Genomic DNA, 25,857 nt, shown 5'->3' with positions numbered 1-25,857 from the left:
ACTTAATACCCTCTGGGGTATATATTATAGACAAATGTTATATAATAGAGATAGGAAGGTGGCACTATTAATCGAGTAGATAGGGGGAAAAGGCATTGGATTACAATGATCAAATAAAAAACCGGGTAAAACGTATTGAAGGACAGCTTCGCGGCATTTTGAAGATGATGGAAGAGGATAAGGATTGCAAAGACGTGATCACTCAGCTTTCTGCAGCGCGGACAGCGATTGACCGGACGATCGGTGTCGTTGTCAGCTCTAACCTGGTGGAGTGCGTGCGTACTGCGGAAGAGAACGGATATAAAACCGAGGATCTCGTTCTTGAAGCTGTTAATTTGTTGGTGAAGAGTCGCTAATTGATAAAAGAGAAGGGTTGACACCCTTTTCTGTATCCATTATTATACCCGTAGGGGTAATTAGGAATTATGTTTTTTTATTTTCTAAAGGAGGAATTAATGATGAAAGCAAATAAAGTACTGGATGCTACGGGCTTGTCATGTCCGATGCCGATCGTCAAGACAAAGAAAGCGATGAACGAACTGGAGCCTGGACAGGTGCTTGAAGTTCACAGCACAGATCAAGGGGCGAAAAGCGATTTGACTGCATGGGCTAAATCAAGCGGAAACGAGCTACTGGATCATAAGGAAGATAACGGTCTTCTGAAGTTCTGGATTAAGAAGAACTAATTTTTTTTGATTGATTATATACCCCGTAGGGTAATATAGAAATTGAGGGGAGAGAATAGCGTGACTGAACAGAAGAAAACGACCATCGTGCTGTTTAGCGGGGACTATGATAAGGTCATGGCTGCCTATATTATCGCTAACGGGGCAGCGGCTTTTGATCATGAAGTGACGATTTTCCATACCTTTTGGGGACTGAATGCGCTTCGCAAAGATGAAAACGTACCGGTGAAGAAAGGGTTTATGGAAAAAATGTTTGGGAAAATGATGCCGCGGGGGGCGAACAAGATGGGACTTTCCAAAATGAATTTCGCTGGCATGGGCCCGAAGATGATTAAAGATATTATTAAAAAACACAATGCTGTTCCCCTCCCACAGCTGATCGAGATGGCGCAGGAGCAGGAAGTGAAGCTAGTTGCCTGTACGATGACGATGGATTTGCTTGGACTGCAGAAGGAAGAGCTGCTCGAAGATATCGAGTACGCAGGAGTTGCGGCTTATCTGTCGGATGCCCAGGAGGGTAATGTAAACTTGTTTATTTAATTTTTGGGAGATGGGTTCTCCTTTAAATGGAGAGAGGGATTTCAAAGTTGGAATATCTCAATATCGTTATTATCGCTCTTTTTATTCTGTTTTTAATTTGGCGTATCTTGCCCGGGAAAGGAATAAAGCAGATTACGACATCGGAATTGAAACATGAACTAAAGGATAAAAATAAGCAGTTTATCGATGTCCGGACACCGGGAGAGTTTGGCAGCAACCACATTAAGGGGTTTAAAAATATTCCTTTGCAGCAGCTTGCAGAGAGAAGCGGCAGTCTCTCCAAGGACCGGGAGGTTGTCGTCATTTGTCAAAGCGGAATGCGGAGCAACAAAGCCAGCAAGCAGTTAAAAAGGTTGGGGTTTGCGAAAGTCACCAATGTTAAAGGCGGCATGAGCGCCTGGTCATAGATTAATTAAATGGAGTGGAGGACTTGTTGTTATGAAGGAGATTACACCTGCAGAGGTAGAGAAATTAATGAATGAAGGAAAAAAATTAAACCTCATTGATGTACGTGAAACCGATGAAGTGAAAGAAGGTAAAATTCCAGGTGCTGTTAACATCCCGCTTGGATTGATAGAGTTTCGCAAGCAGGAGCTGGATAAGTCTGAAGAATATATTATGGTATGTCGTTCTGGCGGAAGAAGCGGCCGTGCTGCCGAGTATCTTCAAAGCCAAGGGTATCATGTAATGAACATGACCGGCGGGATGCTGGAATGGGAAGGGAAGACGGAGTAACCTTATCAGAAATAGATATGAGTTTATCGTTTTCAGGGAAAAGATGTACTCATTAACGGTGTGTTCCTGCACCCTTTTTTTTGAACGGAAATATACCCCTGGTGGTATGTCAGTGTGTTAGGAGGTAATCATGATGAAAGCTATTGATTCCGACGTCATGTTGGATGCAAAAGGACTGGCCTGTCCGATGCCGATCGTGCGTACGAAAAAAGCGATGAAGGACCTTGAAGGCGGTCAGGTATTGGAAGTGGAGGCAACGGATAAAGGCTCAAAGGCTGATATCAAAGCATGGGCGGAAAGCGCCGGCCATCAATATCTGGGGACGGTTGAGGAAGGCGATGTGTTAAAGCACTATTTGCGTAAGTCCTCAGAAGAAGAGAAGGCCGAACTGTCTTACCCTCATGTGGCGGATCATCCCCAATTGGAAGAGAAGCTTCAGGCAGGAGAGTCTGTTGTCGTGCTGGATGTGAGAGAATCGGCAGAATATGCGTTCCGTCACATTCCCAATGCGCTTTCCATCCCGTTGGGAGATTTGGATGAGCGTCTTGGAGAGCTGAACCAGCAGGATGAGATTTATGTTATATGCCGTACGGGAAGCCGAAGTGATTTGGCTTGTCAGAAGCTTGCCGCTAGTGGTTTTGAACGGGTATTTAACGTAGTGCCTGGCATGACCGAGTGGAATGGAGCGACGGCGAGTATTCACGACTAATCATTTAAGAGCAAAGGGGGACGACACTGATGTCAGTTATTGAAGTGCAAGCTAGCGAAATAGCCGGGAAGGCGATCCGCAAAGAGAACTTTTTCATATTGGACGTTCGAAATAAGGATGATTTTGATGATTGGAAAATTGAAGGCGAGAATATTGAGTATTTAAACGTTCCGTATTTTGAATTGCTTGATGGCGTAGAGGAGATTCTGGATCAGATTCCGACCGATAAAGAGGTTATTGTCGTATGCGCGAAGGAAGGCTCCTCTGTCATGGTGGCAGAGATGCTGGCTGAGCACGGACGGACGGTTGGATATTTGAAGGGAGGCATGAAGGCTTGGAGTGAGCATCTTGTGCCTGTGAAGGTTGGCGACTTGAACAATGGCGGCGAGTTGTATCAATTCGTTCGGATCGGAAAAGGCTGCTTGTCTTATATGGCGGTCTCAAACGGTGAAGCGGCACTGTTCGATGCGACCCGCATGACGGACGTATTTATTGAATTTGCCGAAAGTAAAGGGGCAACGATCAAGCATGTGTTTGATACACATCTGCACGCAGACCATATTTCAGGCGGACGGCTTATTGCTGAGAAAACGAGCGCCACATACTGGCTCCCTCCGAAAGATGCCGGGGAAGTTGTATTCCAGTATGAACCGCTAGAAGACGGCGACGAAATCGTCATCGGAAGTACCAAAATCAGCATCGAGGCGCTTTATTCCCCTGGACATACGATTGGCTCCACATCGTTTGTGCTTGACGATCAGTACCTGCTTACAGGTGACATCCTGTTTATCGATTCGATTGGACGCCCCGATCTTGCCGGATTAGCGGAGGACTGGGTTGGTGACTTACGGGAAACTTTGTATGCCCGGTATAAGGAGTTGTCTGATGAACTTATCGTATTGCCGGCTCATTTTATGATTATGGAAGAGTTGAATGATGACGGCACTGTGGCCAAAAAGCTGGGCGAGCTGTACGCAAGCAATCATGGCCTCAATATTGCGGATGAAGAAGAATTTAGACAGATGGTCACCAAGAACCTTCCTCCACAGCCGAACGCTTATCAGGAAATTCGATTAACGAATATGGGTAAGCTGAAGCCGGATGAAGATCAGCAACGTGAGATGGAAATTGGTCCGAACCGTTGTGCGGTTCGTTAATATAGATTGATCCACAAAGCTGAAATACAAAGGGAACCGCTTAATGGGTTCCCTTTGCAGCTATATAGGGAGGGGGATCATTGATAATGGATATGAGTTTTGCATTTATAGCAACTATTTTCTTAATCGGGTTTATTGGCTCTTATATTTCAGGCATGGTCGGCATCGGCGGCTCTATTATCAAATATCCGATGCTGCTGTACATTCCGCCGCTGCTTGGATTTACGGCATTTACGGCTCATGAGGTGTCGGGGATCAGTGCTGTGCAGGTGCTCTTTGCAACACTTGGCGGTGTATGGGCTTATCGCAAAGGCGGGTACTTAAACCGAACGCTGATCATCTATATGGGTACGGCTATTCTGATCGGCAGCTTTATCGGCGGATTTGGCTCCCGGTTAATGAGTGAAGGTGGAATCAATATCATTTACGGGATTTTGGCCCTCATTGCCGCTGTGATGATGTTTGTCCCTAAAAAAAACGTTGATGATATTCCACTCGATCAGGTGAAATTCAATAAATGGCTTGCTGCTGTGCTGGCTTTGACCGTCGGTATCGGTGCGGGCATTGTCGGAGCAGCAGGTGCGTTTCTGCTGGTACCGATCATGCTTGTCGTATTAAAAATTCCTACTCGAATGACCATTGCGACTTCACTTGCCATTACATTTATTTCTTCAATCGGCTCCACCGTTGGCAAAGTGACGACCGGGCAAGTTGAGTATTTTCCTGCACTTGTCATGGTCATCGCCAGCTTGATCGCTTCCCCTCTTGGAGCTTCCACCGGTAAAAAGGTCAATACCAAAGTACTTCAAATCATTTTGGCTGTTCTAATCTTGGCGACGGCTATTAAGATTTGGATCGATATTTTATAAAGCAGGTATATAACAGGGCGACCCGGATTTTTTCGGATCGCCCTTTCGATATTTTGCAAAGAAAAACAGTCTTGGTTCAAGGCTATAACATGAGTTCGGGACGGGTAATCTGCTGGTATTGACGGTACATGGCAAAGCGCCAATGGGTAATCATGCCGTAGGCAAGCAGGAAGAACAGCGAAGCTGTCTGGGGAATGGAAATATAGCTTTCAATATATCCATGAAGAAGCAAACGTACCGTTAGCAGGCCAAGCAGAATATATATAAAGCTGCGGGAGCGTTGAATAAAGATCTGGCCGTTCACTTTCTCAAATTTCGTTCCGCGAATTAGCGGATAGGAGAAAATAAACCATCCGACCAGAAACGCTATAACTCCCCATAGAATCGGGATATGAACTTGTGGCTCGATAAACATAATAAATCCTGTCGTCATACCGAGCGGCGGGATAATGATCTTTTTTACTGTGACAGGACGATGGCTTGTTTTCATCCGAATGAAAATAACGGCGAGTGCCATGACCAGCATGCCGACCGTGGAGACGATTTTAAATATCGGGGAATTCAGATCAAACACAACTGATGACCTCTTTCCATAAAAAATATCACATATTCAATGCCTATTTATTATAGCACAGAACGATAAAGGGAGGAATTTGGCATTTTTTCAAAGGAAGCTTGCAGTGAATGCTACTATTTTTACGCTAGCAACTCATAATTTGATTATTCATAAAAAATTTAATATTTTTTCCATAATTTGAATGCAATTTTCATTCATTTGGGTTACCATTATGTTATACATAAGAGAATTTTTAGGATGATGACAGTTAGTTAATAACACAGAAGAAGGTGACCTGGTGGATATGCTTAAACGTACAACTTTATTTTTAATCGTATATGTAATCTCAGTATTTTTATTGTATATAGCGAGTGAATTTACTCCATATTTGCTTCCTGTTATATGGCTTGCAGCTTTTATTTTATTGATATGTGGTTTGGGTTATGTTTTTTACCATCAGCTCTTTCAAATGAAGAGAAAGCGAAGTCGTTAAATGTGATAACTTCATAATAATGTGGCTGACTACTTTTCGAAAACCTTGTGTAACTCCACTTTCTGCAGGCTGTTGAGAAATCCTCGACAGCTTTTTTGTTAGCATGGAAAATAAACAAAAGCTGTTCTCGCTGGAATATGTAGGAATATTGAACTGCGTAGAAAATAACAGCGGAAGATAAGTAGGCAAAGTGAAGGACCTTAGAACCTTTTCCATTTACTGATAAAGCTTTAAAATTCAGCTTAGAAAATAATGGAGAGGTTGACTGATGTCTAGAATTCTTGTTCTTCCTCAGCAGTTGTTCCGTGTGGCGGATGAATTTAAGAACGCTTCTATCCAATTGGAATGGACGATTAATATGTTGAATCGGCAAATTTTCAGCATGATGGCTTGGGAAGGAACGACCCGACAGAGGTTCTTTGAAGACTTTCAGAGAGCCCACAGAGAGATGACGTTGACGATTGAACTAATGAAGTCCATTAGTGAGGAGTTAAGGAACATTGCCGGCAGGTTTATATTGTTTGATGGAGAGTTGGAGCCGATTATTCCCATTAGCCCTAGTCAAGAAGAAAATGGGTCCAAAACATGGCAAGATCATGTCCAAGAGTTTGGTGAAGGTATAAAGTCTGGAGTGATAGGTTTAGGGGAATTCGTCGCTGATACTGGAAAGGCGTTGTTTGAAGACCCCTTAGGAACCGCAGGGCAGATGGCTTATAATGCAACAATCGGAACTGTGAAGGAAGTTATCGACACGGGCGCATGGGGAACCAAAATGCTTTTTGATGTAGATGACACCCGAGAGAAATTTAATGAGAAAATTAATGAATCTGGCGGTGTAGCAAACTATTTGGGAGAACAGGGAGTTATGATTGCTGGAGGGGCCATTCTCGGCAGGGTTGGTGTCAAGAAGGGGCCGGGCCTGAAATATGACTCGGGAGGTGACGGAGGCGGGGCGTCTAAGAAAGATGAGGGGACGAGTGAAGGTAAAAATTTTATTGATACTAAAGGATATAGGAATGACGCACCGCTTACCCAAGAACAGATAGATGAATTGGTCAGTTACGCCGATAAGTTAGGTTTTCCAGAAGATAACATTCACATTGCGGATAGCGTAAACACTACCCCTACAAGCATAATGTATGATACGATTTTGATAATTAATAATGATGTTTTACCATCTACAATATCAACAAAAAACCCAAATTCCTTGATTAGTGGTAAGGGAACTATAGCACATGAAGTAGTTGGACACTATGAGACAGTTACAAAAGGAACTGCTTTTAATCAATATGATTTAATAAACAATGAGATGATTTTAAATCCAAGAAATTATGCTTTGGATGAAGCACAAGCTAGTATTAGGGCGGCACGATTTGCACCAGACTTAAGCCAAGCTGAGAGAATTATGCTTATAAGAGATGGTATTCAAAGACTAAGAAATGCAAATTTGAAGATTAAAGATGTCAGGCATTTACTTGACATTATTGAAAGATAAGGAGAAGTATAAATGGTTTATGAACACATCATGCGGGTGGGGATGACGATTAATGATGAAAAACGAGGATGTATCATTGTAGGAGGAGTTGATCCAACGTTCTCCTCAAACAATACAAAAGTTCCATATCTTGTTGATAAATATATTATGGTTAAAACTACAACAGAAGAGTTGAAATTTAAAGTTAAGAAAATGGATCTTTCAACTTCTATCACAGGAAATCTAAATATTGGATTTACTATTTATGATTCGGATGATTTTATTAAAATAAAATCAGGTGATGAAGTTTTGGCGGTATTGGATTGAGCATAGCATATCTATGATGCACAGCAAGGTGCCGCTCTATGTAGAGATCCAAATTGTATAGAAATTGGACACGGCGATTTTTCTTGCACAATATAGCATGCTTTAATATTTACATGCAGTGACAAATAAATTAATAACCTTCAGATGCCTATTCCAACCTAAATGTTAGGAAGGAATGGGCTTTTTTGTGTCCAAAAATTCAATTATTTCCGGGGAAATTCGTCATTTTGCGATGCTCTAATAAATAGACCCTTTTGCCTAGTCTTATTTTACTATATGATAGGGAGGAAAATATTTCATACAACAAAAATTTTGTTTAGCATGTTTTACTGGGGGAGAGCTAGTTGTATTGTCATGCATGCGGTACAAAAAATTCATCAAGTCAGCTTAAATGTTCATCATGTGGGGAGAAGTTGATTCATACGCGGACGGGCTCCACTGCCTGCCAAGGAGTTGATTCGTCCAAGGCAGCGGCAGGAAGCCGTGAGAAAGCAGGCGGGTCACAGCCTTCTGGTGACAAAAGAAAGCCTGCACGGAAAGGAAGCCCTTTTACATGGCTTATACCGTTAATGCTATTGCTGACAACGGTAATGGTGCTGGTTGTATATTATGTTTACGAAGATAATGTCAATCAAGAGGTTCATCAGCTCCAGATGCAAGCTCAAAAACTGGCGCTGGAGGGGAAATATCAGGAATCCATCCGGCTGCTCGATATGGCTATTGCCAAGAGACCGAATCACAAGGGTCTTTTGCTTGACAGAGAAATTGCGGCTGAGGCTGCTGACTTCGAGAAACAGCTCAATCAGGCTCTTAGCAATATTAAAACTAAAAAAATCTCAGAAGCTGAGAAAATACTTGAGAAATTGAACAAAAAACTGAAATCACGAACAGAACCGCTCTTCAAGCCGCTCAAGCAGGATTTATCCAATTCACAGGTTACGTTGTCTGTTATGAAGGTGAAGGATGAGCTGGATCAGCTGTCGACAGTTCCCGCCCTGACAGAAAAGCTGGAATCCATCAGTAAGCTGGAGGGAAAAGAAGCAGCGGAGCTAAAGAAACAGATCATTTCCAAAATTGTTGAGATCAGTTTGAGTGATTCCACAGAAAAATTGAAATCGAATGATTTCTCAGGGGCAATGCTGGCCGTGGAAGGCGGTCTGGCCTATGCTGGGGAGGATAAACGGCTGCTTGAGCAAAAGGAGCGAGTTGCCCGGGAACAAAAGGCCTTTGAACAGGCAGAGGCGAAGCGGATTCAGATTGCCCGTCAGAAGGCCGCGGAGGAGGATTTGCGTAACCGGACGGCTGCTGTTGAGGTGGTCAATATGAGTGTAGTGCTGGATGATTACGGCGATCTGCGAATAAAAGGACAGGTTAAAAATGTAGCGACAAAGCCGATTTCTTCCGTTCAGCTTGACCTTTCGACTTATACGCTGGATGGCGCTCTACTTGGAAGCGGAACGATCAATGTTTCTCCTTACACGCTGGAACAAGGGCAGTACGGGGAGTTCAGAGCTGTTCTGTATGGGGCTTATACGGAAGGAAAAGCCGTCATCGACAACATCACGTGGTATCTGGAATAGGGGGAACATCTTTATGAACAAAAGGATACTGGCAAGCTACCTGGCCTGCCTTCTTATACTCGGAGCCGGTGCTGTCGGAGCGGTTTGGATTTATGCCAATGTTGCACAGGAAGGGCAGCAAGGACCTATGCTGGCCGTTTCTGAAGATACACAGACTTCTCCTAATAATAAGGACGGAACATCCAAAGAAAGTAACGCCAAGCGTACTTCGGCTCAGCCTGACGACAGTACCGAAAATAAGACCAAGACCGAGGATGCATCTGGCAAGAAGGAACTGACGATAAAGGAGATCATTAAAGAGAGCCAGAAGAAAGTGTTTACCATCAAAACGATGGATGGACTCGGTTCAGGATTTTTGTTTAACCGTCATGGTGACCTGCTCACCAATGCCCATGTTGTTGAGGGATACAGCGATGTGATTGTGACGGGGCTTGATAAAAAGGAATATGCCGGAACCGTAATCGGAATCGGGGCGAGTACAGATGTAGCGGTTATTCGAGTACCGGGATTGGCTGGGAAAGACCCGCTGCCGCTGGAGACCCGGAACAAGGCGGAGATCGGAGATCCTGTGTTGGCATTAGGAAGTCCACATGGTCTTGAGAATACGGTGACGACTGGAATTATCAGTGGGTTAGACCGGGAATTTGTGCTGGATCAATATGTGTATAAAAATTTGTATCAAACCTCTGCACCCATTGCAAAAGGAAACAGCGGCGGTCCCTTGATTAACTCGGACACGGGGAAGGTCATTGGCATTAACTCAGCCATTATGCAGCAGGGAACGATAGGCTTCAGCATTCCAATCACCCAGATTGCATCTATGGTGGAGCAATGGACAGCAAATCCAATCCCCGGGGATCCTAAAAATAACAAATCGACTTTTTCCCGAAATCTGGTTGACATAGAAGAGGCAGAAGAGTTTGTTCAGCAGTTTTATATCAACGTGAGTAAGGGGGATTACGTATCGGCATATGCATCTCTTGGCAGTCGCTGGCAAAGGGAAGTGACCTACGAACAGTTTCGTGAAGGATATTTAAACACGGGGCAGGTGACTGTTGAATTTTTCACCTTTCTTACTAGAGTGGACTTTGTAGAGTTAGAAGTGCTTATTACAGCAGAAGAACGTAAAAACGGCGTTATTTCTTATCAGCAATATGAGGCTATCTATAAAGTTGGTTATGAAAATGGAGTTTTGAAAATGCTGGCGGGATCGATGAAGCCGCGCCTTGGCCCTTCAAATTTTTAGAGCTTAAAAAGGAGCTGGTATCGCTTGGTGAGCGAAGCCAGCTCCTTTGATTTGTGCATTACTTTCTATACGCCGTCGGTGAACTACCATCGGGACTTTTGGCATCAAATAGCTCAATGAGCGTCTTCGGGACGCCGTTGAGGAGTAGCCACTGGCGCAATGTTTCAATGGCCCGGATGTGACCATTGCCTTCATCTCGCCAGGTAAGCAGTTCAATGACTTTGATGATCAGAATCATCAGCTCCATGTTGTCCTGCTCCGTTTTTTCGGCGCGTACCTTCTGATAGACGGCTTCTTTTTTCCAATCAAACAATATTTCTTCTTCGATGGTTGGTTTCATCATAGTATATCCGTGATTACAATGCGGACAATGAATGTTGATCATTCGCTCAGTATCAAATGCTGCCTGAATATTTTGCTGGCATTGTCGGCATCGAAAATGTACATGAATGACTGTTTGAATGTCCATCATAGGCATAGCCTCCTTGAATGTGCAGGTTATGTAAGTAAGGTTACATACTCTTACCCATAACTTCTTCAAGGGACTCATAAATATTTACTCGGTTATGACATAGACACACCGGCAGCCTCCGTTTGCGAAACATTCGGTTCGCTCCACCTTCGCTTGAAGTAAAGAAGAGAACAGTTCCAGCTCGCAGCTACAGGCCTGATTATACCGCTTCGCGATTTGCGAAATCGGACAGTTATGCTCTTTGATGATATATTTTCCATCCTCGATTTGTTCATATTCTGCCATATATCCATTTTCATTTTGGATGTTAGTCAGCATACGTACCCGTTCAACCAGTTCCTTGCTGGAAACACCCGTTTCATATCGTTGCTGCAGTTTGTCGCGGCGGCGTTCAAATAGCCGTGTCACCATGTCTTCACCCGTTTCCTCCGCCAGTTCATCGAGCAGATCCAAGGTAAGCGCGGAGTATTTGTTTGGAAAATGCGACTCTGCACGCGGTGAAAGACGGTATAGAGTAAGTGGGCGACCCATAGCCTGACGAACAAGTTCGGTCTCAATGACGCCTTCCTTTTCGAGGCAGGCAAGATGTCGGCGCACCGCCATATCGGTAACGAGCAGCGTGGAAGCGATCGACTTGGCACTGAGCGGCCCTTGTGTTTTTAACATATGGAGAATGGTATCTCGGGTGGACAGCTGCTGTGTCTGTTCCATCTTGATCACCACCTGATAGATTAATAGGAAAATCGACTCATGTGAAATATTATCCCTTATCCGTGAACAGCTGTCTACCCGAGCCATGGCTTCGGAAATACTTTTCGATTTATGTAAATACTGGATGTATAATAGATTTGCATAAAGTCACGCTGTTTTTTTGTAAATTTGGAACGGGGAGGGGTAAAGGTTACGTTCTGTTTGGGTAATACATTATAACGGAAGCGATCAAGGCGCTTCTTCAGAAATTAAAGGAGTGTGGGACGACGTGATGATGGAGCAGAATGTTTATTTTTACATAGGAACTTACGGTTCTGACAATGACAAAGGCATATATTTGGCTTCCTTGAACCGGGAAAGCGGCGAAATGCAGCTGTTGAGCGGAACATCAGGCATTGAAAATGCAACTTATTTGGATTTTGATGAGCATCATCGTGTATTATATGCGGTCAGTGAAAAAGAAACCAGTGAAGTCGTGGCGTACAGTGCTGATCCCAAGGAAAAGAAACTGACGATACTCAATCGTAAGCCGACTGAATCTTCGGGAGCTTGTCATGTTTCCCGCTCGCGAGACGGAAAGTTTTTGTTCACAACGGGCTACAGCGATGGCCGGATTACAGTGTTTGCGTTGGAGGAAGGAGGAACTGTCGGGGAAATCACCTCCATGATCCGTCACAGTGGACGTGGAATGAGAGTTGACCGTCAGTCCGAGGCGCATCCACACTCCATACTCGAGGACCCTCACCATAAATATGTGGTGGTCAGCGATTTGGGGATGGATGATGTTAACCTTTACCGGCTCGAGGATGGCAAGCTTGTAACTCACCGGGAAATCAGTCTGCCGCCGGGAGCGGGTCCTCGCTTTATCGCTTTTCATCCATCAGGAAAATGGTTATACGGCATCAATGAATTGAACAGCACAGTTACGGTGTATGCTTATGATGCTACTTTTGGAGATTTGAAAATGCTGCAGCATATTTCCACCTTGCCGGAGGATGTCATATTGGATAATACGGGTGCTCATATTATCGTTTCTCCATGCGGCCGTTTTCTATATGCTTCTAACCGGGGGCATGACAGTATTGTTCAGTATGAAATCGATACGGAGACCGGAATGCTGCGCGCGGTAAACTGGACCTCTTCGGGTGGGAAGACGCCGCGCCACTTTAACATTTTGCCAGGAGGATTCCTCCTTTCTGCCAATCAAGACAACGGCTTGATCGCAAGTTATAAAATCGATAAGGACACAGGCAGGCTGGAATCAACCGGATATACGATTGAAGTTCCACGTCCTGTATGTATTTGTCCGGTGGAGAAGGTGTAACTTAAGGAATACACGTAAAGCTTGCGAAAGGATGTCTCAGGGAAATAATCCGGGGCATCCTTTTCTTATCTGCTTAAGAAGTTCCAATTGAGAGATTTAGAAATAGGGAGGCTATCGTTCTGATGGATACCAACAGTAGAATGATTTTTTTAGAAGACCAGATTATAGATAAAATAGCTACGATCAGCACAAGACTGAGATTTAATAAAAAGGTAAGCCTAGAGGAAGAGGATAAGTTATCGGAGTTCTTATTACTCTATAAGAATGAATCATTAGAAACGATGATTTCTAAAAAACTCATGTCAAATTTAGGGGATTATCATTCTAATATTCTCTCTGCAATGGATTATAGCGATACGAAACGAAAAGAAGAGCTATTACAATTGCTATATAGATCTCATTCAGTAATTTTGAATTTTTTTAATAATACTATTGATGAGTCACCTTCTGAAATACCTTGGTTAAAGAATTTAAACTTTTACTGCAATCAAACTTTTGAAGATGTCCGTAATTCAAAGGAATTAAAACAAAGCTTATTAGCTTTGCTACAAGAAATTAGAAAGGGAACTAAACTTCTTGAAAAAATAAACAAAAATTTAGCCTGCAAGCTATTTGAACTTTTGATTAAATATACACGTGAAGCCAAGTTTATTAACTATTCTTTAGAGGGGCTAACACAAAAACATTTTGAAGAAAGAGAACTTTATATCGATATAGTTTGTGGGATTGAAGAGATCTTTATAGCAGAGAGTTTTGGTGTATACGCATAGATACATCCTTTAGAAATGTCGACAACACCGATATCATTTAACAGGATTCTTCCTTGCCATGTAGAAAATGTAATATATAGGTATATGGCATAAAAGGAGGAATGACATGTACAAGGTGCTCATTTTTGACTTCAACGGAACGATCGTCCAGAGCAAATACTTGGTTATTAAGCTGATGAACGATCTCGCGGATAAATACGGCTATGAAAAGATTAGAGATGAAGATGTCGAGCACCTGGCTTCCCTTTCGATCCGGGATAGGTTAAAGGTGATGAAATGTCCGTTTTATAAGCTGCCGATGCTTGTGGCTGATGTAAAGAAGAAATATAAAGATGAAGTGATTGATCTTGACATTGTACCTGGCATCCGTGATGTTCTTTCCGAAGTTAAATCACAAGGGATGACGATGGGAATTTTGTCGTCCAACAGTGAGGAAAACATTCAAAAATTTCTTGGTGCGCATAACAGTCAGATGTTTGATTTTGTATATACGGCAAGCAGCATCTTCGGCAAGGAGAAGGCGCTTCGCAAGCTGTTGAAAGAGCGGGGGATCTCGAAAGATGAGGTGCTTTATATTGGAGATGAGCTTCGGGATGCCGAAGCCTGCCGGAATCTGGGAATTGCCTGTGTCATGGTCACATGGGGGTATGATGCTGAGGAACTGCTTACTGAAGGAAAGCCAACATACATTATCCACGAACCGGAGGAGCTGTTTGGAATCGTAACACCGATGTAAGGAAGGGGAAGCATGTTCTCCGATAACAATTGATTTATACATGAAAAGGCAAGATCCCGGCACTGTGCTTAGAGGATCTTGCCTTTTGTTATACCTGATGATGTCACAGGTTGAGGTTGCCGATTATTTAACAGAGCGATGTTTACTGCCCGTATTGCCGAAGCGGGGCGGCAGAGGGGTGGGAGATTCTTTTGGACGTTTGCTGTTATTGGATTCAGTTTCGGAATGTTCTGTATACATCTTTAGCAATTCAGGATCGCCGGCATAAGGTCTTTCTTTCCTGGAACGAGTAGATGTAAAAGAGAATCCTGCAAGATACAGTAACAGTTGTGTCGCCAGTACATAAGGTGATACTTCAGTCCAGATCAGGTTGAGCGATGCAGCTGCAACAATGAGGAAATGAAGCCCATAGAAGATGACGTTGAGGGGACGGCGCCTTGTGTCCATGAACAGCTGATAGAAGGAAACGGTAGCCATCATCCAGGAGAGCCACAGGGTCCAGACCTCAAGGGTAGTCCATGCCTCCGGGAATTGCAGATTGGAAATAAGATCAAACGTCCAGAATACAGCAGATGCAAGAGCGATCCCGGGTACAGCCGGCTTCAACAGCTGCCAAAGGCCAATTCCCCAGCTGGGGGCTTCAATACGGCGAAGCATATCGGCTCGTTCACAAACGAGCTCGTTCATCTCTCGCTCCAAGGTTCTACTCAGCTGCGGCAGCCTGGATGCATCTTTGTCGCGCAAATATGCGTCGATCTGCCTCAGCAAATCCATCGTCAGCCGATCAGCAGCTTTACACTCTTGTAGGAGGCTGACGAGCTGCTCCTCAGATATGTCTGTTTCGTCAGCATGTTCAATTACAGCAGTCAGCGGTCCAGCCAGCTGTGTGTACAGAGTTAACGACTGCCGTATCCGTTCCAGCGTTTCAGTACGGGCTGCCGAAAGTCGGGTAGCGCTATATATGTACATGCCCAGGAATACGGTCGCTGCCAACAGGACTGTCAGCAGACCTTCCATCGAGCCGAAAAAATCATTCATCCATTCCGCAAGGGACAAGCTGAATCCCTCCTTCAATTTTCTTCTTTCACTATTGCACAAGAAGGATGGGATTTCAAGACAAGCTGTACTCTTTTTGCGGAAGAAACCAAGATGTTTCACGAAACAAACCTACTGTAGAGAAATGGGTAAGTAAAAGACAGAGGAAGGACTTTAACAGGAGGGATGTTTGATGGACTTTGGTATGATCGCGGTTAAAATGGTGATCGGTTTTCTTGGACTATGGCTGCTGACGCGTCTGTTAGGAAGAAAAGAAATATCGAATCTCACCCCCTTTGATTTCATTTCTTCTCTTCTGCTGAGCGATATTGTAGGTGAAACGTTGTATGCAGAGGATATAAGGTATCGTGAGCTTATATTCGCACTGTTGGTATGGTTTACTTTATCTTATGTTTTTGAAAAGCTGATGTTGTATGTAAAAAAGCTCCGTGGTCCCATGGAAGGAACTCCTTCGGTCATCATACGAAATGGTGAAGTGGATTTGAAGGAAATGAAACGAAATAAAATTGATTTCCAGCAGCTGCTTATGATGCTTAGACAGAAGGACGTATTCTCGATGAGAGAAGTTGCTTACGCTATTTTTGAGACGAATGGGGCGTTAAGTGTGGTGAAAAATCCGCAGTATGAAGCTGTAGAGCGTGGTGATTTAAAGCTTTCACAAGAAGGAGCCCAGCTGTCATATTGCCTTGTTGAAGATGGCGAAGTGGATGAAGATACCCTTAAACGGATCGGCAAGGATAAAGCATGGTTGCATGCGCAGCTGCGTGAGCAGGGATGCCATGATCCGAAGGAGCTGGCTTATGCTGAGTGGATGGAGGGAAAAGGTTTGTTCCTAATGCGGGCGGGGGAACAGGCGAAGGACAAGGGAAGGAATAATCGAAGATCGTAAGCAAAATCGATGAAGCGAACAACAGAAAAAATGTAAAGGAGCCAAAAATGTTATTTCTTGCTGTAAGGAAACAATTTTAGTTGTGGTCAAAAATAAGGTCTGAGAATATACTGAGTTATATAAACCTGGAGGACGTAAAACTTTACTAGCTAGTTAAGGAGGATGACGGAATGCACACCGATGTACAGATGGATAAAGGTCCTGTAACTCGTGCCAAATTCACGCTAGGGTACGTGATTCTGCTTCTGTTGACAGTATGATGGAGGTGAGCCAGGGTATAAGGCTGCCGAAAACGGCAGCCTTTCAATTTTATTTGTCCTGGCTCTCTAGAACCTTCCAAGATCTGTATTCGTGAATGGCGAGACCGTTATAAGCATCGTGCTCGGATGCCATGTTATGAACAAGGCGCAGCTGCTCATTCATGAAAGTGGGGCCTTCTTCGTAAAACGTAATAAAATTACCCTCAGCGCTTGCTTTTGTTTCGACAGCAATGATCGCCTTTTTCCCAAGCTCGGCAGCTTCGTTCATTTCTGGAAGAGCCAGGTCATAAATGTTTGCTGCTTGATCGCGGTAAGCCATGATGACGACAGCATCTACTTTGGACATAAGCCAGCGGCTCATGGACATGGAGTCATCCGGCAGCTTGTACGTATACAACCAAAACGGGATATCGGCCGTAATCGGCAGGTTCAAAGCATGAGCTCCATCAGCGAGAAAACGGATATTGCTTTGCCATTGCTTGATCAGAGAGGAACGGTTCGTCATCCATTCATCAAGTACATGTGGCTCGAGATCGATATGCACTCCGGTGAATCGCTCCTCAGGCGCAGCGGATGCTTGATAAGAAGCCGTCCAATCCAAAAAGGTTTCGAGGCGGTGACGTTCCGATTCTAGCGCCCAGCTTGGCGACCCGCCAAGAATGTGAACTTCAATACCCTTTTCCGTAGCTTGACGAATAAAGCTTTTATAGTATGTTGAACGGACGTCTTGGTTCATCTGCAAATAAATCGTATTGACGCCGTTAGCGGATGCGAAAGATAAAATTTCCTCGGTTGAATCCTTGATCTTGGGCGTGTCCCAAAACCAGGTTGCTTTTTGCTTCGACTGAGCATGGGCAGGGCTGGGGGGCGGGAAAACAAGAATGCCAAGGATGAACAGGCAGCAGGCAAGCAGAGAGTAAGCGAGGTGGTTCATTGGAATTTTCATAAGAGCTGGTCTCCTTGCAGAAAGTTATAATCCATAAATAAGGGGCTAAGGGGCATGACCGCGAGTGAGGGGATGGTTGCCCGGTTCACCATTATTCGACAAAACATAAAGAAATATATAGTCATCTTCAAAGATGAAAGATGGTATTTTCGTAATTATGCATGTCTAACCTATACTATCAGTGAAAACTAACTGGAATAATATAGGCCAAAAGTATTGTTTTTGTATAAGATAAATTGGTCTATACATACTGAGGAATTCAATTGTTTCGGTTCTGTGAAATTGTCCTCGTACAGAGGACTTTTCCGCGAGAAAACGTTCAAATCACATTCTCAAACCTGGCGTGATATGCTAAAATGAAAGCGTGAACAAAAATGATTCAAATCATTAAATACCCGCGGCTGAGATCTTGCCGGCCCCTGAAAGCAAGGGAGCACTTTCCTCTCGGCAGGATAAAGGCTGCCGGTCATTATCCAGGGAGGTCGAGCAAACATGTTCGAAGGTTTCTCAGAAATGCAAAATGTGGTTCATCGGATTCATACTCGTCCAGACATAAACCACGAGGACGAGTATTACCGTCTGGAGTTCGGCTGCAATCGGTTTAAGCACATTTCTGATCTAGCTGAAGACGAGCGGCTCACCGTGAAAGAGGAGCCATCCTTACTTCGAAAATGGTGGAGACATTAATAAGAAATAACAGGTTGCCCAGCCCGGAGAAATCCGGGCTTTTCTTATGTTTGCCAAGCTATAACACACGCTTTTACAGGTTGTGAGTTCAGCCTCCTGTCTTTGTCTCTGTACAGTGGACAAAATTCTGTTTTTGGGCGCTGAAGCAGGCTGATTTATGTCAATGCAGATGTCCAAAGGGAAGTGTAGCAAAGGATCATTTTAGTGTGTGAATAGGTTATGCCATGAAAAATAAACATGCTTAATAAAAAGTGGAATACAGCCGTGACAAGTAGGAGCTAGAGAAGAGATGATGCATGGCATAAGGCTTCACAAGATTGACAAATACAGTAACAGATTGATAACATGTTACTAAATCTGATGAATTACCTATGAATTAGTCTCAAATATAGGTTGCAGCCGAACCATCGGAGGACTTTACATGAACCTTGTGAAGTCTTTTTTTCTGGATGGATTTAAGAATGCGATCACAAGATACAACAGGGGGGATAAGTCATGGCTAAAGCCGTCATAATTAATGGTAGTCCTACGGCAGGCTCTCGTTTGACTGCGATTATGGATTATGCAGAGCGGAGCTTGACTGCTGCTCATTTTGAAGTGAACCGGATTGATGTAGCACAGCTGCCGCCGGAGGATTTGATACGTACCAGGTTTGAAAGTGAGCATATTGTAAAGGCTAACGGACTTGTAGCTGAAGCCGATGCGGTGATTATCGCCAGTCCGGTTTATAAAGCTTCTTATACCGGTGTGCTGAAAACCTTTTTGGATCTCATTCCGGAAAAGGGCTTGGCGGGCAAAATTATTTTACCGCTATTTATCGGTGGAAGCCTTGCTCATCTGTTATCCATGGACTATGCTTTAAAGCCGGTATTATCGTCCATTGGCGCTCGTTATATATTGGGGGGCGTGTACACCGTGGATGCTCAAGTGGCTCGCAGGGAGGATGGCGGATTTGATATCACAGAGGTGCTTCAGGAGCGCCTAGATTCCTCCATTGAAGAGCTGGTGGAGGAAACACAGCTGAGAATGCAGCGTATCTAAGGATCATCCATCCTCTTGGTCAGACTATATTTCCTATAAGGGAGAGAACTAAAGCATGCAGAAGCTAGTGTTTTTTGTTGGTGTTGCCGGAACAGGAAAAACAACGGTAGCGAAGAAGCTTGCAGCTCGCATTCCGGCAGCATTTCTGGACCGTGATACGGTTGGCGGACGTTTTGTTGAAAAGTTTTTGGAAGCTAACGGGCTGGACCCGAACGATCGGGATTCCGATTTTTATAAGGAAAACCTGCGTGATTTAGAGTATGATACGACGAAGGATATCTGTATCGAAAACTTGAGTGCGGGGCAGAACGTATTTATGATCTCTCCGTTTACGGCAGAGCTGAAAAATCGGGAATGGATCGAAGAGGTGATTTCAGCGGCAGGCCGGACGAAAAATGAGGTTAATGTTAAGGTTATCGTAGTTACGCTTCAGGATATGGAACTGCAGAAAAAGCGCATCATTGGCAGACAGACCGAGCGTGATGAGTGGAAGCTGGAGCATTGGGATACATTTAAAGAACGCGTTGACTTTGTTCCGGAGATCAACTGGGATATCCCACCATCATCGATCAAAGTGTTCGATAACAGCGGGGCATTAACTGATGAGAAGATCGAAGATTTATACAAATTTCTGATCAACGACTAAAGATGATTAATCATAGCAGCGGATATGTGGCATAGGGCGGCAATCCGTTGTTTTTTTGGTTTAAGGCCGTTATAAGCTATAATGGATATAATCTCAATCGGGCTTGTATTCACCTATACTCATGGCTTATCCGGCTGCAAGGATATACAGACTGATCGAGAGCGGTATTGAGCAGTACAGTCTTGAAGAGACGGACCATTTTATTATCATGAAAGAGTTTGTTAACAACCGGGAAATTATGCTGCGGGGGCTGTTTACCACGGAATAATGAAAGGCAATATGATGATAAAACATATTTAACTGCAATCAATTCATAGTCCAAGCTTTCTCTGATGGTCAGCAGAGGGGCTTTTTTATTGTAGCCTGGATGTCTTATGGAGCTCGATATAAGATTTAGACGGCATGTTTGATAGGGTCTAGTTACTCAATGATTAAATTGGCATTTGGAGGCAGCTTTGTGAACACACAAAAATCATCTTCTTTTTGGCTTATTATGAGTGCGATTTTCTTTGGCAACTTTTTGGCCGGACTTAGTATTACAACCATTAATGTAGCCCTGCCAGTAGTTATGAACATATTTGATACGAGCTTTAATACCGTGCAGTGGCTAATGGCTGGTTACTTGCTGGCGACGGGAATTATCGCTCCTATTGTAGGGTATTTGGGCGATCAGCTTAGCTATAAATGGCTGTATGTTATTTCACTGATCGGTTTTATTTTGTTCTCATTTCTATGTGTTATCGCATGGGACATCTATGTGTTGATTGTATTTAGAATCATTCAAGGTATATTCGGTGGTATGATCATCCCGATTACGATGACGATTATTTACCAGGTGTTTGATCGTGATCAGCAGGCTTATGCCATGGGCTGGTGGAGTCTGGCATCCATGCTGGCTCCCGTCATTGGTCCAACGCTCGGAGGAAGCCTAATTCAATATTTCGGTTGGAAGTCGATCTTTCTGATCAATGTACCGATTGGAATGTTGGCCTTGTTCATCATCATTAAATTTATTCCATTTTATAAATTGAGCAAAAAGAAGTCTTTTGATAGTCTAGGATTTTTATCTGTTGTGATCAGCAGCACCCTCCTTCTATTGACCTTTAGTAATGGAAGCGTTTGGGGATGGGGGTCAGTCAAGACATTGTCCTTATTGGGAGCAGGGCTTGTGTTGCTTGCATTTTTCATTGTGTGGGAATTGAAAAGAGAGGCTCCGCTTCTTCAGCTGAAAGTGTTTCGCTTTCCCCAGTTCCGGTACAGTCTGATTCTGAACTGTATCAATACGATTTCCATGTATGCCGGCGCGCTTTTGGTTCCGCTCTTTTTACAAACGGTTCTGCAGCTTACGCCTATGGAAACCGGAATCATTATGCTGCCGGGTGCTCTAATTATGGCGGTGACGGCTCCGGTTATCGGCAAGTACTATGACCGAATCGGTCCGTTTAAACTGGTGATGGCTGGGATGCTGATCATCGTAGCAGCTACAGCCGTGTTCAGTAAATTTTCGACAAGCACGTCTGTTTATATGTTTGCCGGGGTGCTGGTCATCCGCAATTTCGGTATATCTCTGTGCAATATGCCGCTGACCAATTCAACGATGAGTGCGGTGTCCAGTGAATATTCCGGTCATGCATCCTCTATTACGAACTGGGCTCGTCAAGGATTGGCATCCCTGTCGATCGGCATTTTCAGTGCACTGGTTGTATCAAGAGCGACCGTTTATCACAACGCAGGGATTACTGAACAACCGGTAGCCACCTCCATGGGCATTAACGATGTGTTTCTCGTCAGTACGATTATTGCGCTTATAGGGGTTCCTCTAACCTTTACATTACGGAAAAAAAAGGGGAAAGAAGGCGAACAATTGCCTGCTTAAGACAGATATAAGTTTTCAGAATTGTCATGTATTGCGTGGACAAATTCTCGAAGAATGCTCTTCACAGGATGTGAAGGGCATTTTTCTTTTGCATTTTACAAGTACTAATGATTGCCAAAATAGTTACTGAATTGTGCTTTCTTTCGCTGCCCGGCTTGTGTTACTTTGAGCTATGATGAGCGATGTACCTTCTGGTTCATGCTTGAAGCAAGATCATCTTATGAAATTGTTATTCTTATTAAACAGGAGGACGTATGGCATTTATTCGTAAACTTTGGGCGTTCGGCATTCAGCAGGCGCTGTCTTGTATTTTTCCGGTTATAATATTCGCTACGCTGGCGGTAACTAAAGTCGTGGAAGTACCGGGCATTCATCGGTATGATCTCATTCTAATCATATGTTTGCTGGCTCAGATCGGGATGGTTGTCTTCAAACTGGAGACATGGGATGAGCTAAAAGTCATTTGTGTATTCCACCTGATCGGACTCATGCTGGAACTGTACAAGGTGCATATGGGTTCCTGGTCATATCCTGAAGAAGGTTGGAGCAAAATTGGCGGAGTTCCTCTCTATAGCGGCTTTATGTATGCGAGTGTGGCAAGTTATATCTGTCAGGCATGGCGGCGGATGAACCTGCGCATTACAGGCTGGCCAATGCCAATGCTGACGGTTTTGATCAGCGCTGCAATCTATGCCAATTTCTTCACCCATCATTATGTGTGGGATGCCCGCTGGCTGTTAACTGGACTGCTTTTTCTGGTATTTTTCAGAACGATCGTTCATTTTGATGTGCAGGGGACAACCTACCGGATGCCGCTCACGCTATCTTTTCTGCTCATTGGCTTCTTTATATGGATCGCAGAGAACATATCCACATTCCTTGGTGCTTGGACGTATCCAGGGCAGGAAAAGGAGTGGACACTGGTGCACATCGGCAAAATCAGCTCTTGGTTCCTCCTCGTTGTCATTAGTGTCATTATCGTGGCGCAGCTGAAGCATCTGAAGCAGGGTTTGGGCGAGACAAAGGACGTACCCAAAGGTACGGTGATGTAAGTGGCAGATATATGGATATATCCGTCAGAACGCTGTATTCCGTAATTCACAAAATTCATTGAAATGAATAAAGATTACTTTAGGGTGAAGACGCTAGCCCGGCGACTTTCATTCTGGCTAACATGGACACCACAGGATTTACTGTGGTGTTTTTTTTGATTATACAAGAAGAGGATTCTAGATTTTATAAAAAAGGGTATTGCCAAAAAGAATGTAAAAGCGAACAGCCCCATGATTTTTCCTTGATTACCCAAATGAAAATAGGTAAAAGTTACCTGATTTACAGGTGGGGATTACTGTATTTTTAATCCTAACATTTGCATCCGTTTCATTTTTTAGATAGGTGTAGTTCATATGTAATAATCCGGTTCTTTATTATGTTTTTTTACTTTTATATATTTTTATCTAGGAATAATTATTCAATTTTCTGCTTATTAAGTCTTATTTATCGAAAAAGGTCTTAATTTTTATCTCGTTTTGTCAGATAAATATAGTAACGGGGCTTGCCAAAAGCTTACAAGCAATTCCGTAAAATCTATCATGTCGAAAATGTTCGAAAATAGGAGGGAGAGACAACACTGTACTGACCGACTGTGGATTTTACGGCAACTGCGTCTCAACAATTATCCACATAAAAAGGATGATCTCATCATGAAAAAACTGATAAGCACTTTATTGGGACTATTGTTGTTTTTTGGAAGTATAGCACCGGCCGGGTGGATGGATCAGGTTCATGCGGCTGAAGCTCAGTTTACGGGGATCACCGCCCCAATAGGAGTTAACGTCCGTACCGGTCCGAGTACCTCGTCACCGGCCTTGTTTGTGGTGCGCGGGAATACCACCGTTCAATTTGACGGTTGGGAGACGGGGGAAACGCTGAAGGGTTATTGGACAGGAATAGAAGACAATCGCTGGTTTTATTATGTATACAACGGCCGCAAGTATTATATGGCTTCGGCTTTTGTATATGGAGATCCGCCGGCTAGTCAACCTAATGAACCGAGCGAACCTAACCAACCTGACGATCCTGGCGAAACCAGCCACTCTGATCTAATCTCGAAAGTTGTCAAGCTGCCCAGCGGTTATTATGATGTGGCAGAAGCTAATAAAATAATGGCCAATATTCAGAAGTTTGGCGATCATATTTTGCAGCGGATGTACAACAACGGGGTGGAGGTCCACCTGGTAAACGGCCCGATTACAGATCATCCTTCGATGAGACATCTTCGAGGTGTCACGCCTCGCGGATGGGAAGGAACAGGAAATACATGGGACGATGTTCCGGGCTCGGGCGGCAATCCAGTTATCGTAAGAATCGGATACAGCGATACCGGCATGGGTCACGGCTCGGTCAATCTGGAACTTCATGAGACGGCACATGCCATTGATATGTATGTGCTTAACCGATACAGCAGCACGTATCAATTCAGAAATGTGTTTTACTCCGAAGCTCATCGGTTGTTCGGTAATGACGGATACAATAGCTTGTATCCGGAGGAATATTTTGCGGAAAGCTCCGCCCTGTATTTCCTTAACTCCACGACAAGGGCACGTTTAAAGCAGTATGCACCTCAAACGTATTATTACATTCAAAGTATTTATGGCGCATAAGGACCGCGTATCCGTTTAAATCGGCGTTCATTGTCGATCTAAGTGGTACGGCTTTGCTTAGATAGCAAGGAAAGGTGCGCCTAAGCAAGTTGAAATCTATTAATCCATCAAATGGAGAAATGCATTTACAGGAGGAAAAAGGATGACACAAACAACTTTTTTGAACAAGCTGCGAATTAAAGCATCGCCTCTGTTCATCGTTTTTGGTTTTATGATGCTCGGTTTGGCCGGGTCCATGATTTTTGCGGATAGCGCTTCAGCACACGGATATATCGAGTCCCCAGCCAGCCGTGCCGTATTGTGTAAGCAAGGGCTGAACCAAAATTGCGGGCAAGTACAGTATGAGCCTCAAAGTGTAGAAGGAAAAGGATCGTTCCCGCAATCTGGACCGGCTGATGGCCAAATCGCTGGCGGCGGTGTTTTTGCGGAACTGAACGAGCAGTCGTCTGATCGTTGGCATAAAGTGACGCTGAAAGGCGGAAAGAACACGTTCAAGTGGAATTTGACTGCGCCTCATGCGACTTCTGAATGGAAATATTACATTACTAAAAAAGGATGGGACCCGAACCAACCGTTGAGCCGGGATGTTCTTGAACCGATCCACACCGTAAATGATGGAGGCAAAAGACCGCCGAATAGCGTAACGCATGAGTTCAACTTGCCGACCGACCGTAGCGGTTATCATCTTATTCTCGGCGTATGGGAAATCGCCGACACAGGTAATGCATTTTATCAAGTCATTGACGTGAACCTTGTGAACGACGGAACAGAGACTGGCGGCGAGGAGCAGCCGACTGCGCCGACTGCGCCGGGCAACCTGGCTTCTGCGGCTCAGACACAAAATTCGATCAAGCTGAACTGGTCTGCTGCAACGGCACCAGCCGGAATTAAAGCCTATGAATTATACCGTAACAATGATCTCATCGCTACGATTTCTCAGACTGCATATGAAGATAGCGGATTGACATCTGACACCGCTTATACTTACAAGGTTCGCGGTATTGATGGAGCAGGTAATTCAACACCATTCTCCGCTCCTCTGACAGTTCGTACATTGAAAGACGATAACAACAATGGTGAAATCCCTACATTACCGAACGTTCCTGCATGGGAAGCGAGCAAAGTGTATTTAAAAGGGGATCGTGTAGAATATAACGGTCTGGAATTTGAAGCGTTGTATTGGACACAGAACAACCAGCCTGATGTTTCTGATGCATGGAAGCTGATCACGAGCAACGTTGCTTTGGATTGGAATCCAACCAAGGCTTACGTGGGCGGTGACCAAGTCAAGCATAACGGCGTTGTTTACGAAGCTAGCTGGTGGACAAGAGGCGAAGAGCCAGGTCAAGCCGGCGTGTGGAAAGTCGTACAATAATACGTAACGAACAGAGCCTGTCCTAAGTGGTTT

29 protein-coding genes are annotated in these 25,857 nt (G+C 44.1%); 24 read left to right on the top strand and 5 right to left on the bottom strand.

Going from position 1 to position 25,857, the window contains the following annotated elements; all coding sequences use genetic code 11:
* The first annotated feature begins 95 nt into the window (after nt 1–95).
* The 8 genes from C8268_RS19025 (at nt 96) to C8268_RS18990 (ending at nt 4,696) form a co-directional block, all read left to right on the top strand.
* Entirely contained in the window at nt 96–356 is a 261-nt protein-coding gene (locus C8268_RS19025; protein ID WP_106769119.1) for a metal-sensitive transcriptional regulator, read from the top strand.
* Nucleotides 357–458: 102 nt separating this feature from the next.
* The gene (locus tag C8268_RS19020) at nt 459–686 is read left to right on the top strand and encodes a sulfurtransferase TusA family protein (protein ID WP_106769118.1); all 228 of its coding nucleotides are present in this window, start codon (nt 459–461) and stop codon (nt 684–686) included.
* Between the two features lie 60 nt (nt 687–746).
* On the top strand, nt 747–1,226 hold the full coding sequence (locus tag C8268_RS19015) for a DsrE/DsrF/DrsH-like family protein (protein ID WP_106769117.1): 480 nt from the start codon (nt 747–749) through the stop codon (nt 1,224–1,226).
* A gap of 47 nt (nt 1,227–1,273) precedes the next feature.
* Complete coding sequence (locus tag C8268_RS19010) at nt 1,274–1,633, top strand: rhodanese-like domain-containing protein (protein WP_106770030.1); 360 nt, start codon at nt 1,274–1,276, stop codon at nt 1,631–1,633.
* Nucleotides 1,634–1,664: 31 nt separating this feature from the next.
* Nucleotides 1,665–1,961 (top strand): rhodanese-like domain-containing protein, encoded by a 297-nt coding sequence (locus C8268_RS19005; RefSeq protein ID WP_106769116.1) that lies wholly within the window; start codon nt 1,665–1,667, stop codon nt 1,959–1,961.
* Nucleotides 1,962–2,094: 133 nt separating this feature from the next.
* Entirely contained in the window at nt 2,095–2,670 is a 576-nt protein-coding gene (locus C8268_RS19000) for a sulfurtransferase TusA family protein (protein ID WP_106769115.1), read from the top strand.
* A gap of 29 nt (nt 2,671–2,699) precedes the next feature.
* Complete coding sequence (locus tag C8268_RS18995; RefSeq protein ID WP_106769114.1) at nt 2,700–3,827, top strand: MBL fold metallo-hydrolase; 1,128 nt, start codon at nt 2,700–2,702, stop codon at nt 3,825–3,827.
* Between the two features lie 92 nt (nt 3,828–3,919).
* The gene (locus C8268_RS18990) at nt 3,920–4,696 is read left to right on the top strand and encodes a sulfite exporter TauE/SafE family protein (protein WP_106770029.1); all 777 of its coding nucleotides are present in this window, start codon (nt 3,920–3,922) and stop codon (nt 4,694–4,696) included.
* Between the two features lie 82 nt (nt 4,697–4,778).
* On the opposite strand, the gene C8268_RS18985 is transcribed toward C8268_RS18990, so the two are convergent.
* Nucleotides 4,779–5,270 carry a CcdC family protein gene (locus tag C8268_RS18985; RefSeq protein ID WP_106769113.1) on the bottom strand — a complete coding sequence of 164 codons (492 nt, stop codon included), beginning with the start codon at nt 5,268–5,270 and terminating at the stop codon, nt 4,779–4,781.
* 743 nt (nt 5,271–6,013) lie between these two features.
* On the opposite strand from C8268_RS18985, the gene C8268_RS18975 reads away from it, so the two are divergent.
* The 4 genes from C8268_RS18975 (at nt 6,014) to C8268_RS18965 (ending at nt 10,372) form a co-directional block, all read left to right on the top strand.
* Nucleotides 6,014–7,240, top strand: coding sequence for a WXG100 family type VII secretion target (locus C8268_RS18975; protein WP_106769111.1), 1,227 nt, complete (start codon nt 6,014–6,016; stop codon nt 7,238–7,240).
* Between the two features lie 12 nt (nt 7,241–7,252).
* Entirely contained in the window at nt 7,253–7,546 is a 294-nt protein-coding gene (locus C8268_RS18970) for a hypothetical protein (RefSeq protein ID WP_106769110.1), read from the top strand.
* A gap of 413 nt (nt 7,547–7,959) precedes the next feature.
* Nucleotides 7,960–9,126 (top strand): FxLYD domain-containing protein, encoded by a 1,167-nt coding sequence (locus tag C8268_RS22785; protein WP_158702780.1) that lies wholly within the window; start codon nt 7,960–7,962, stop codon nt 9,124–9,126.
* A 13-nt stretch (nt 9,127–9,139) separates the two neighbouring features.
* Nucleotides 9,140–10,372: a S1C family serine protease gene (locus C8268_RS18965; protein ID WP_158702779.1), complete on the top strand. Its 1,233-nt coding sequence runs from the start codon at nt 9,140–9,142 to the stop codon at nt 10,370–10,372.
* 58 nt (nt 10,373–10,430) lie between these two features.
* On the opposite strand, the gene C8268_RS18960 is transcribed toward C8268_RS18965, so the two are convergent.
* Both C8268_RS18960 and C8268_RS18955 read right to left on the bottom strand, forming a co-directional pair.
* A complete protein-coding gene (locus C8268_RS18960) occupies nt 10,431–10,844 on the bottom strand; it encodes an SIR2 family protein (RefSeq protein WP_234032900.1) in 414 nt (137 codons plus the stop codon).
* An 84-nt stretch (nt 10,845–10,928) separates the two neighbouring features.
* Nucleotides 10,929–11,555 (bottom strand): helix-turn-helix transcriptional regulator, encoded by a 627-nt coding sequence (locus tag C8268_RS18955; protein WP_106769108.1) that lies wholly within the window; start codon nt 11,553–11,555, stop codon nt 10,929–10,931.
* Between the two features lie 271 nt (nt 11,556–11,826).
* On the opposite strand from C8268_RS18955, the gene C8268_RS18950 reads away from it, so the two are divergent.
* From C8268_RS18950 to C8268_RS18940, 3 genes are all read left to right on the top strand, one after another.
* Nucleotides 11,827–12,879, top strand: a complete 1,053-nt coding sequence (locus tag C8268_RS18950) for a lactonase family protein (RefSeq protein ID WP_234032899.1) — start codon at nt 11,827–11,829, stop codon at nt 12,877–12,879.
* Nucleotides 12,880–13,001: 122 nt separating this feature from the next.
* Nucleotides 13,002–13,649 (top strand): hypothetical protein, encoded by a 648-nt coding sequence (locus C8268_RS18945; protein WP_106769106.1) that lies wholly within the window; start codon nt 13,002–13,004, stop codon nt 13,647–13,649.
* A 106-nt stretch (nt 13,650–13,755) separates the two neighbouring features.
* Nucleotides 13,756–14,385, top strand: coding sequence for an HAD-IA family hydrolase (locus C8268_RS18940; protein WP_106769105.1), 630 nt, complete (start codon nt 13,756–13,758; stop codon nt 14,383–14,385).
* 123 nt (nt 14,386–14,508) lie between these two features.
* Here C8268_RS18940 and C8268_RS18935 read toward each other — a convergent pair whose 3' ends face one another.
* Nucleotides 14,509–15,441 carry a hypothetical protein gene (locus C8268_RS18935; protein WP_106769104.1) on the bottom strand — a complete coding sequence of 311 codons (933 nt, stop codon included), beginning with the start codon at nt 15,439–15,441 and terminating at the stop codon, nt 14,509–14,511.
* A 172-nt stretch (nt 15,442–15,613) separates the two neighbouring features.
* On the opposite strand from C8268_RS18935, the gene C8268_RS18930 reads away from it, so the two are divergent.
* The gene (locus C8268_RS18930) at nt 15,614–16,330 is read left to right on the top strand and encodes a YetF domain-containing protein (protein WP_106769103.1); all 717 of its coding nucleotides are present in this window, start codon (nt 15,614–15,616) and stop codon (nt 16,328–16,330) included.
* Between the two features lie 309 nt (nt 16,331–16,639).
* Here the strand turns inward: C8268_RS18930 and C8268_RS18925 are convergent, their stop codons facing one another.
* Nucleotides 16,640–17,536 carry a hypothetical protein gene (locus tag C8268_RS18925; protein WP_106769102.1) on the bottom strand — a complete coding sequence of 299 codons (897 nt, stop codon included), beginning with the start codon at nt 17,534–17,536 and terminating at the stop codon, nt 16,640–16,642.
* 492 nt (nt 17,537–18,028) lie between these two features.
* Between C8268_RS18925 and C8268_RS18920 the strand changes: the two genes are divergently transcribed.
* From C8268_RS18920 to C8268_RS18890, 8 genes are all read left to right on the top strand, one after another.
* Complete coding sequence (locus C8268_RS18920) at nt 18,029–18,223, top strand: hypothetical protein (RefSeq protein WP_106769101.1); 195 nt, start codon at nt 18,029–18,031, stop codon at nt 18,221–18,223.
* A gap of 495 nt (nt 18,224–18,718) precedes the next feature.
* Nucleotides 18,719–19,264 carry an NADPH-dependent FMN reductase gene (ssuE, locus tag C8268_RS18915; RefSeq protein WP_106769100.1) on the top strand — a complete coding sequence of 182 codons (546 nt, stop codon included), beginning with the start codon at nt 18,719–18,721 and terminating at the stop codon, nt 19,262–19,264.
* Between the two features lie 55 nt (nt 19,265–19,319).
* Nucleotides 19,320–19,910 (top strand): P-loop nucleotide/nucleoside kinase family protein, encoded by a 591-nt coding sequence (locus tag C8268_RS18910; protein ID WP_106769099.1) that lies wholly within the window; start codon nt 19,320–19,322, stop codon nt 19,908–19,910.
* Between the two features lie 103 nt (nt 19,911–20,013).
* The gene (locus C8268_RS22780; RefSeq protein WP_158702778.1) at nt 20,014–20,178 is read left to right on the top strand and encodes a hypothetical protein; all 165 of its coding nucleotides are present in this window, start codon (nt 20,014–20,016) and stop codon (nt 20,176–20,178) included.
* 189 nt (nt 20,179–20,367) lie between these two features.
* A complete protein-coding gene (locus tag C8268_RS18905) occupies nt 20,368–21,786 on the top strand; it encodes an MDR family MFS transporter (protein ID WP_106769098.1) in 1,419 nt (472 codons plus the stop codon).
* 254 nt (nt 21,787–22,040) lie between these two features.
* A complete protein-coding gene (locus C8268_RS18900; protein WP_106769097.1) occupies nt 22,041–22,838 on the top strand; it encodes a DUF817 domain-containing protein in 798 nt (265 codons plus the stop codon).
* A gap of 651 nt (nt 22,839–23,489) precedes the next feature.
* On the top strand, nt 23,490–24,449 hold the full coding sequence (locus C8268_RS18895) for an anthrax toxin lethal factor-related metalloendopeptidase (RefSeq protein WP_106769096.1): 960 nt from the start codon (nt 23,490–23,492) through the stop codon (nt 24,447–24,449).
* Nucleotides 24,450–24,591: 142 nt separating this feature from the next.
* Complete coding sequence (locus C8268_RS18890) at nt 24,592–25,824, top strand: lytic polysaccharide monooxygenase (protein WP_106769095.1); 1,233 nt, start codon at nt 24,592–24,594, stop codon at nt 25,822–25,824.
* The last annotated feature ends 33 nt before the right edge of the window (nt 25,825–25,857 follow it).

Origin of the sequence: Paenibacillus faecalis (assembly GCF_900289175.1) — a bacterium.
Classification (GTDB): domain Bacteria; phylum Bacillota; class Bacilli; order Paenibacillales; family Paenibacillaceae; genus Paenibacillus_AQ; species Paenibacillus_AQ faecalis.
The sequence above is the reverse complement of the archived record's forward strand: the minus strand, read 5'-3'. Positions and strand labels throughout refer to the sequence as shown.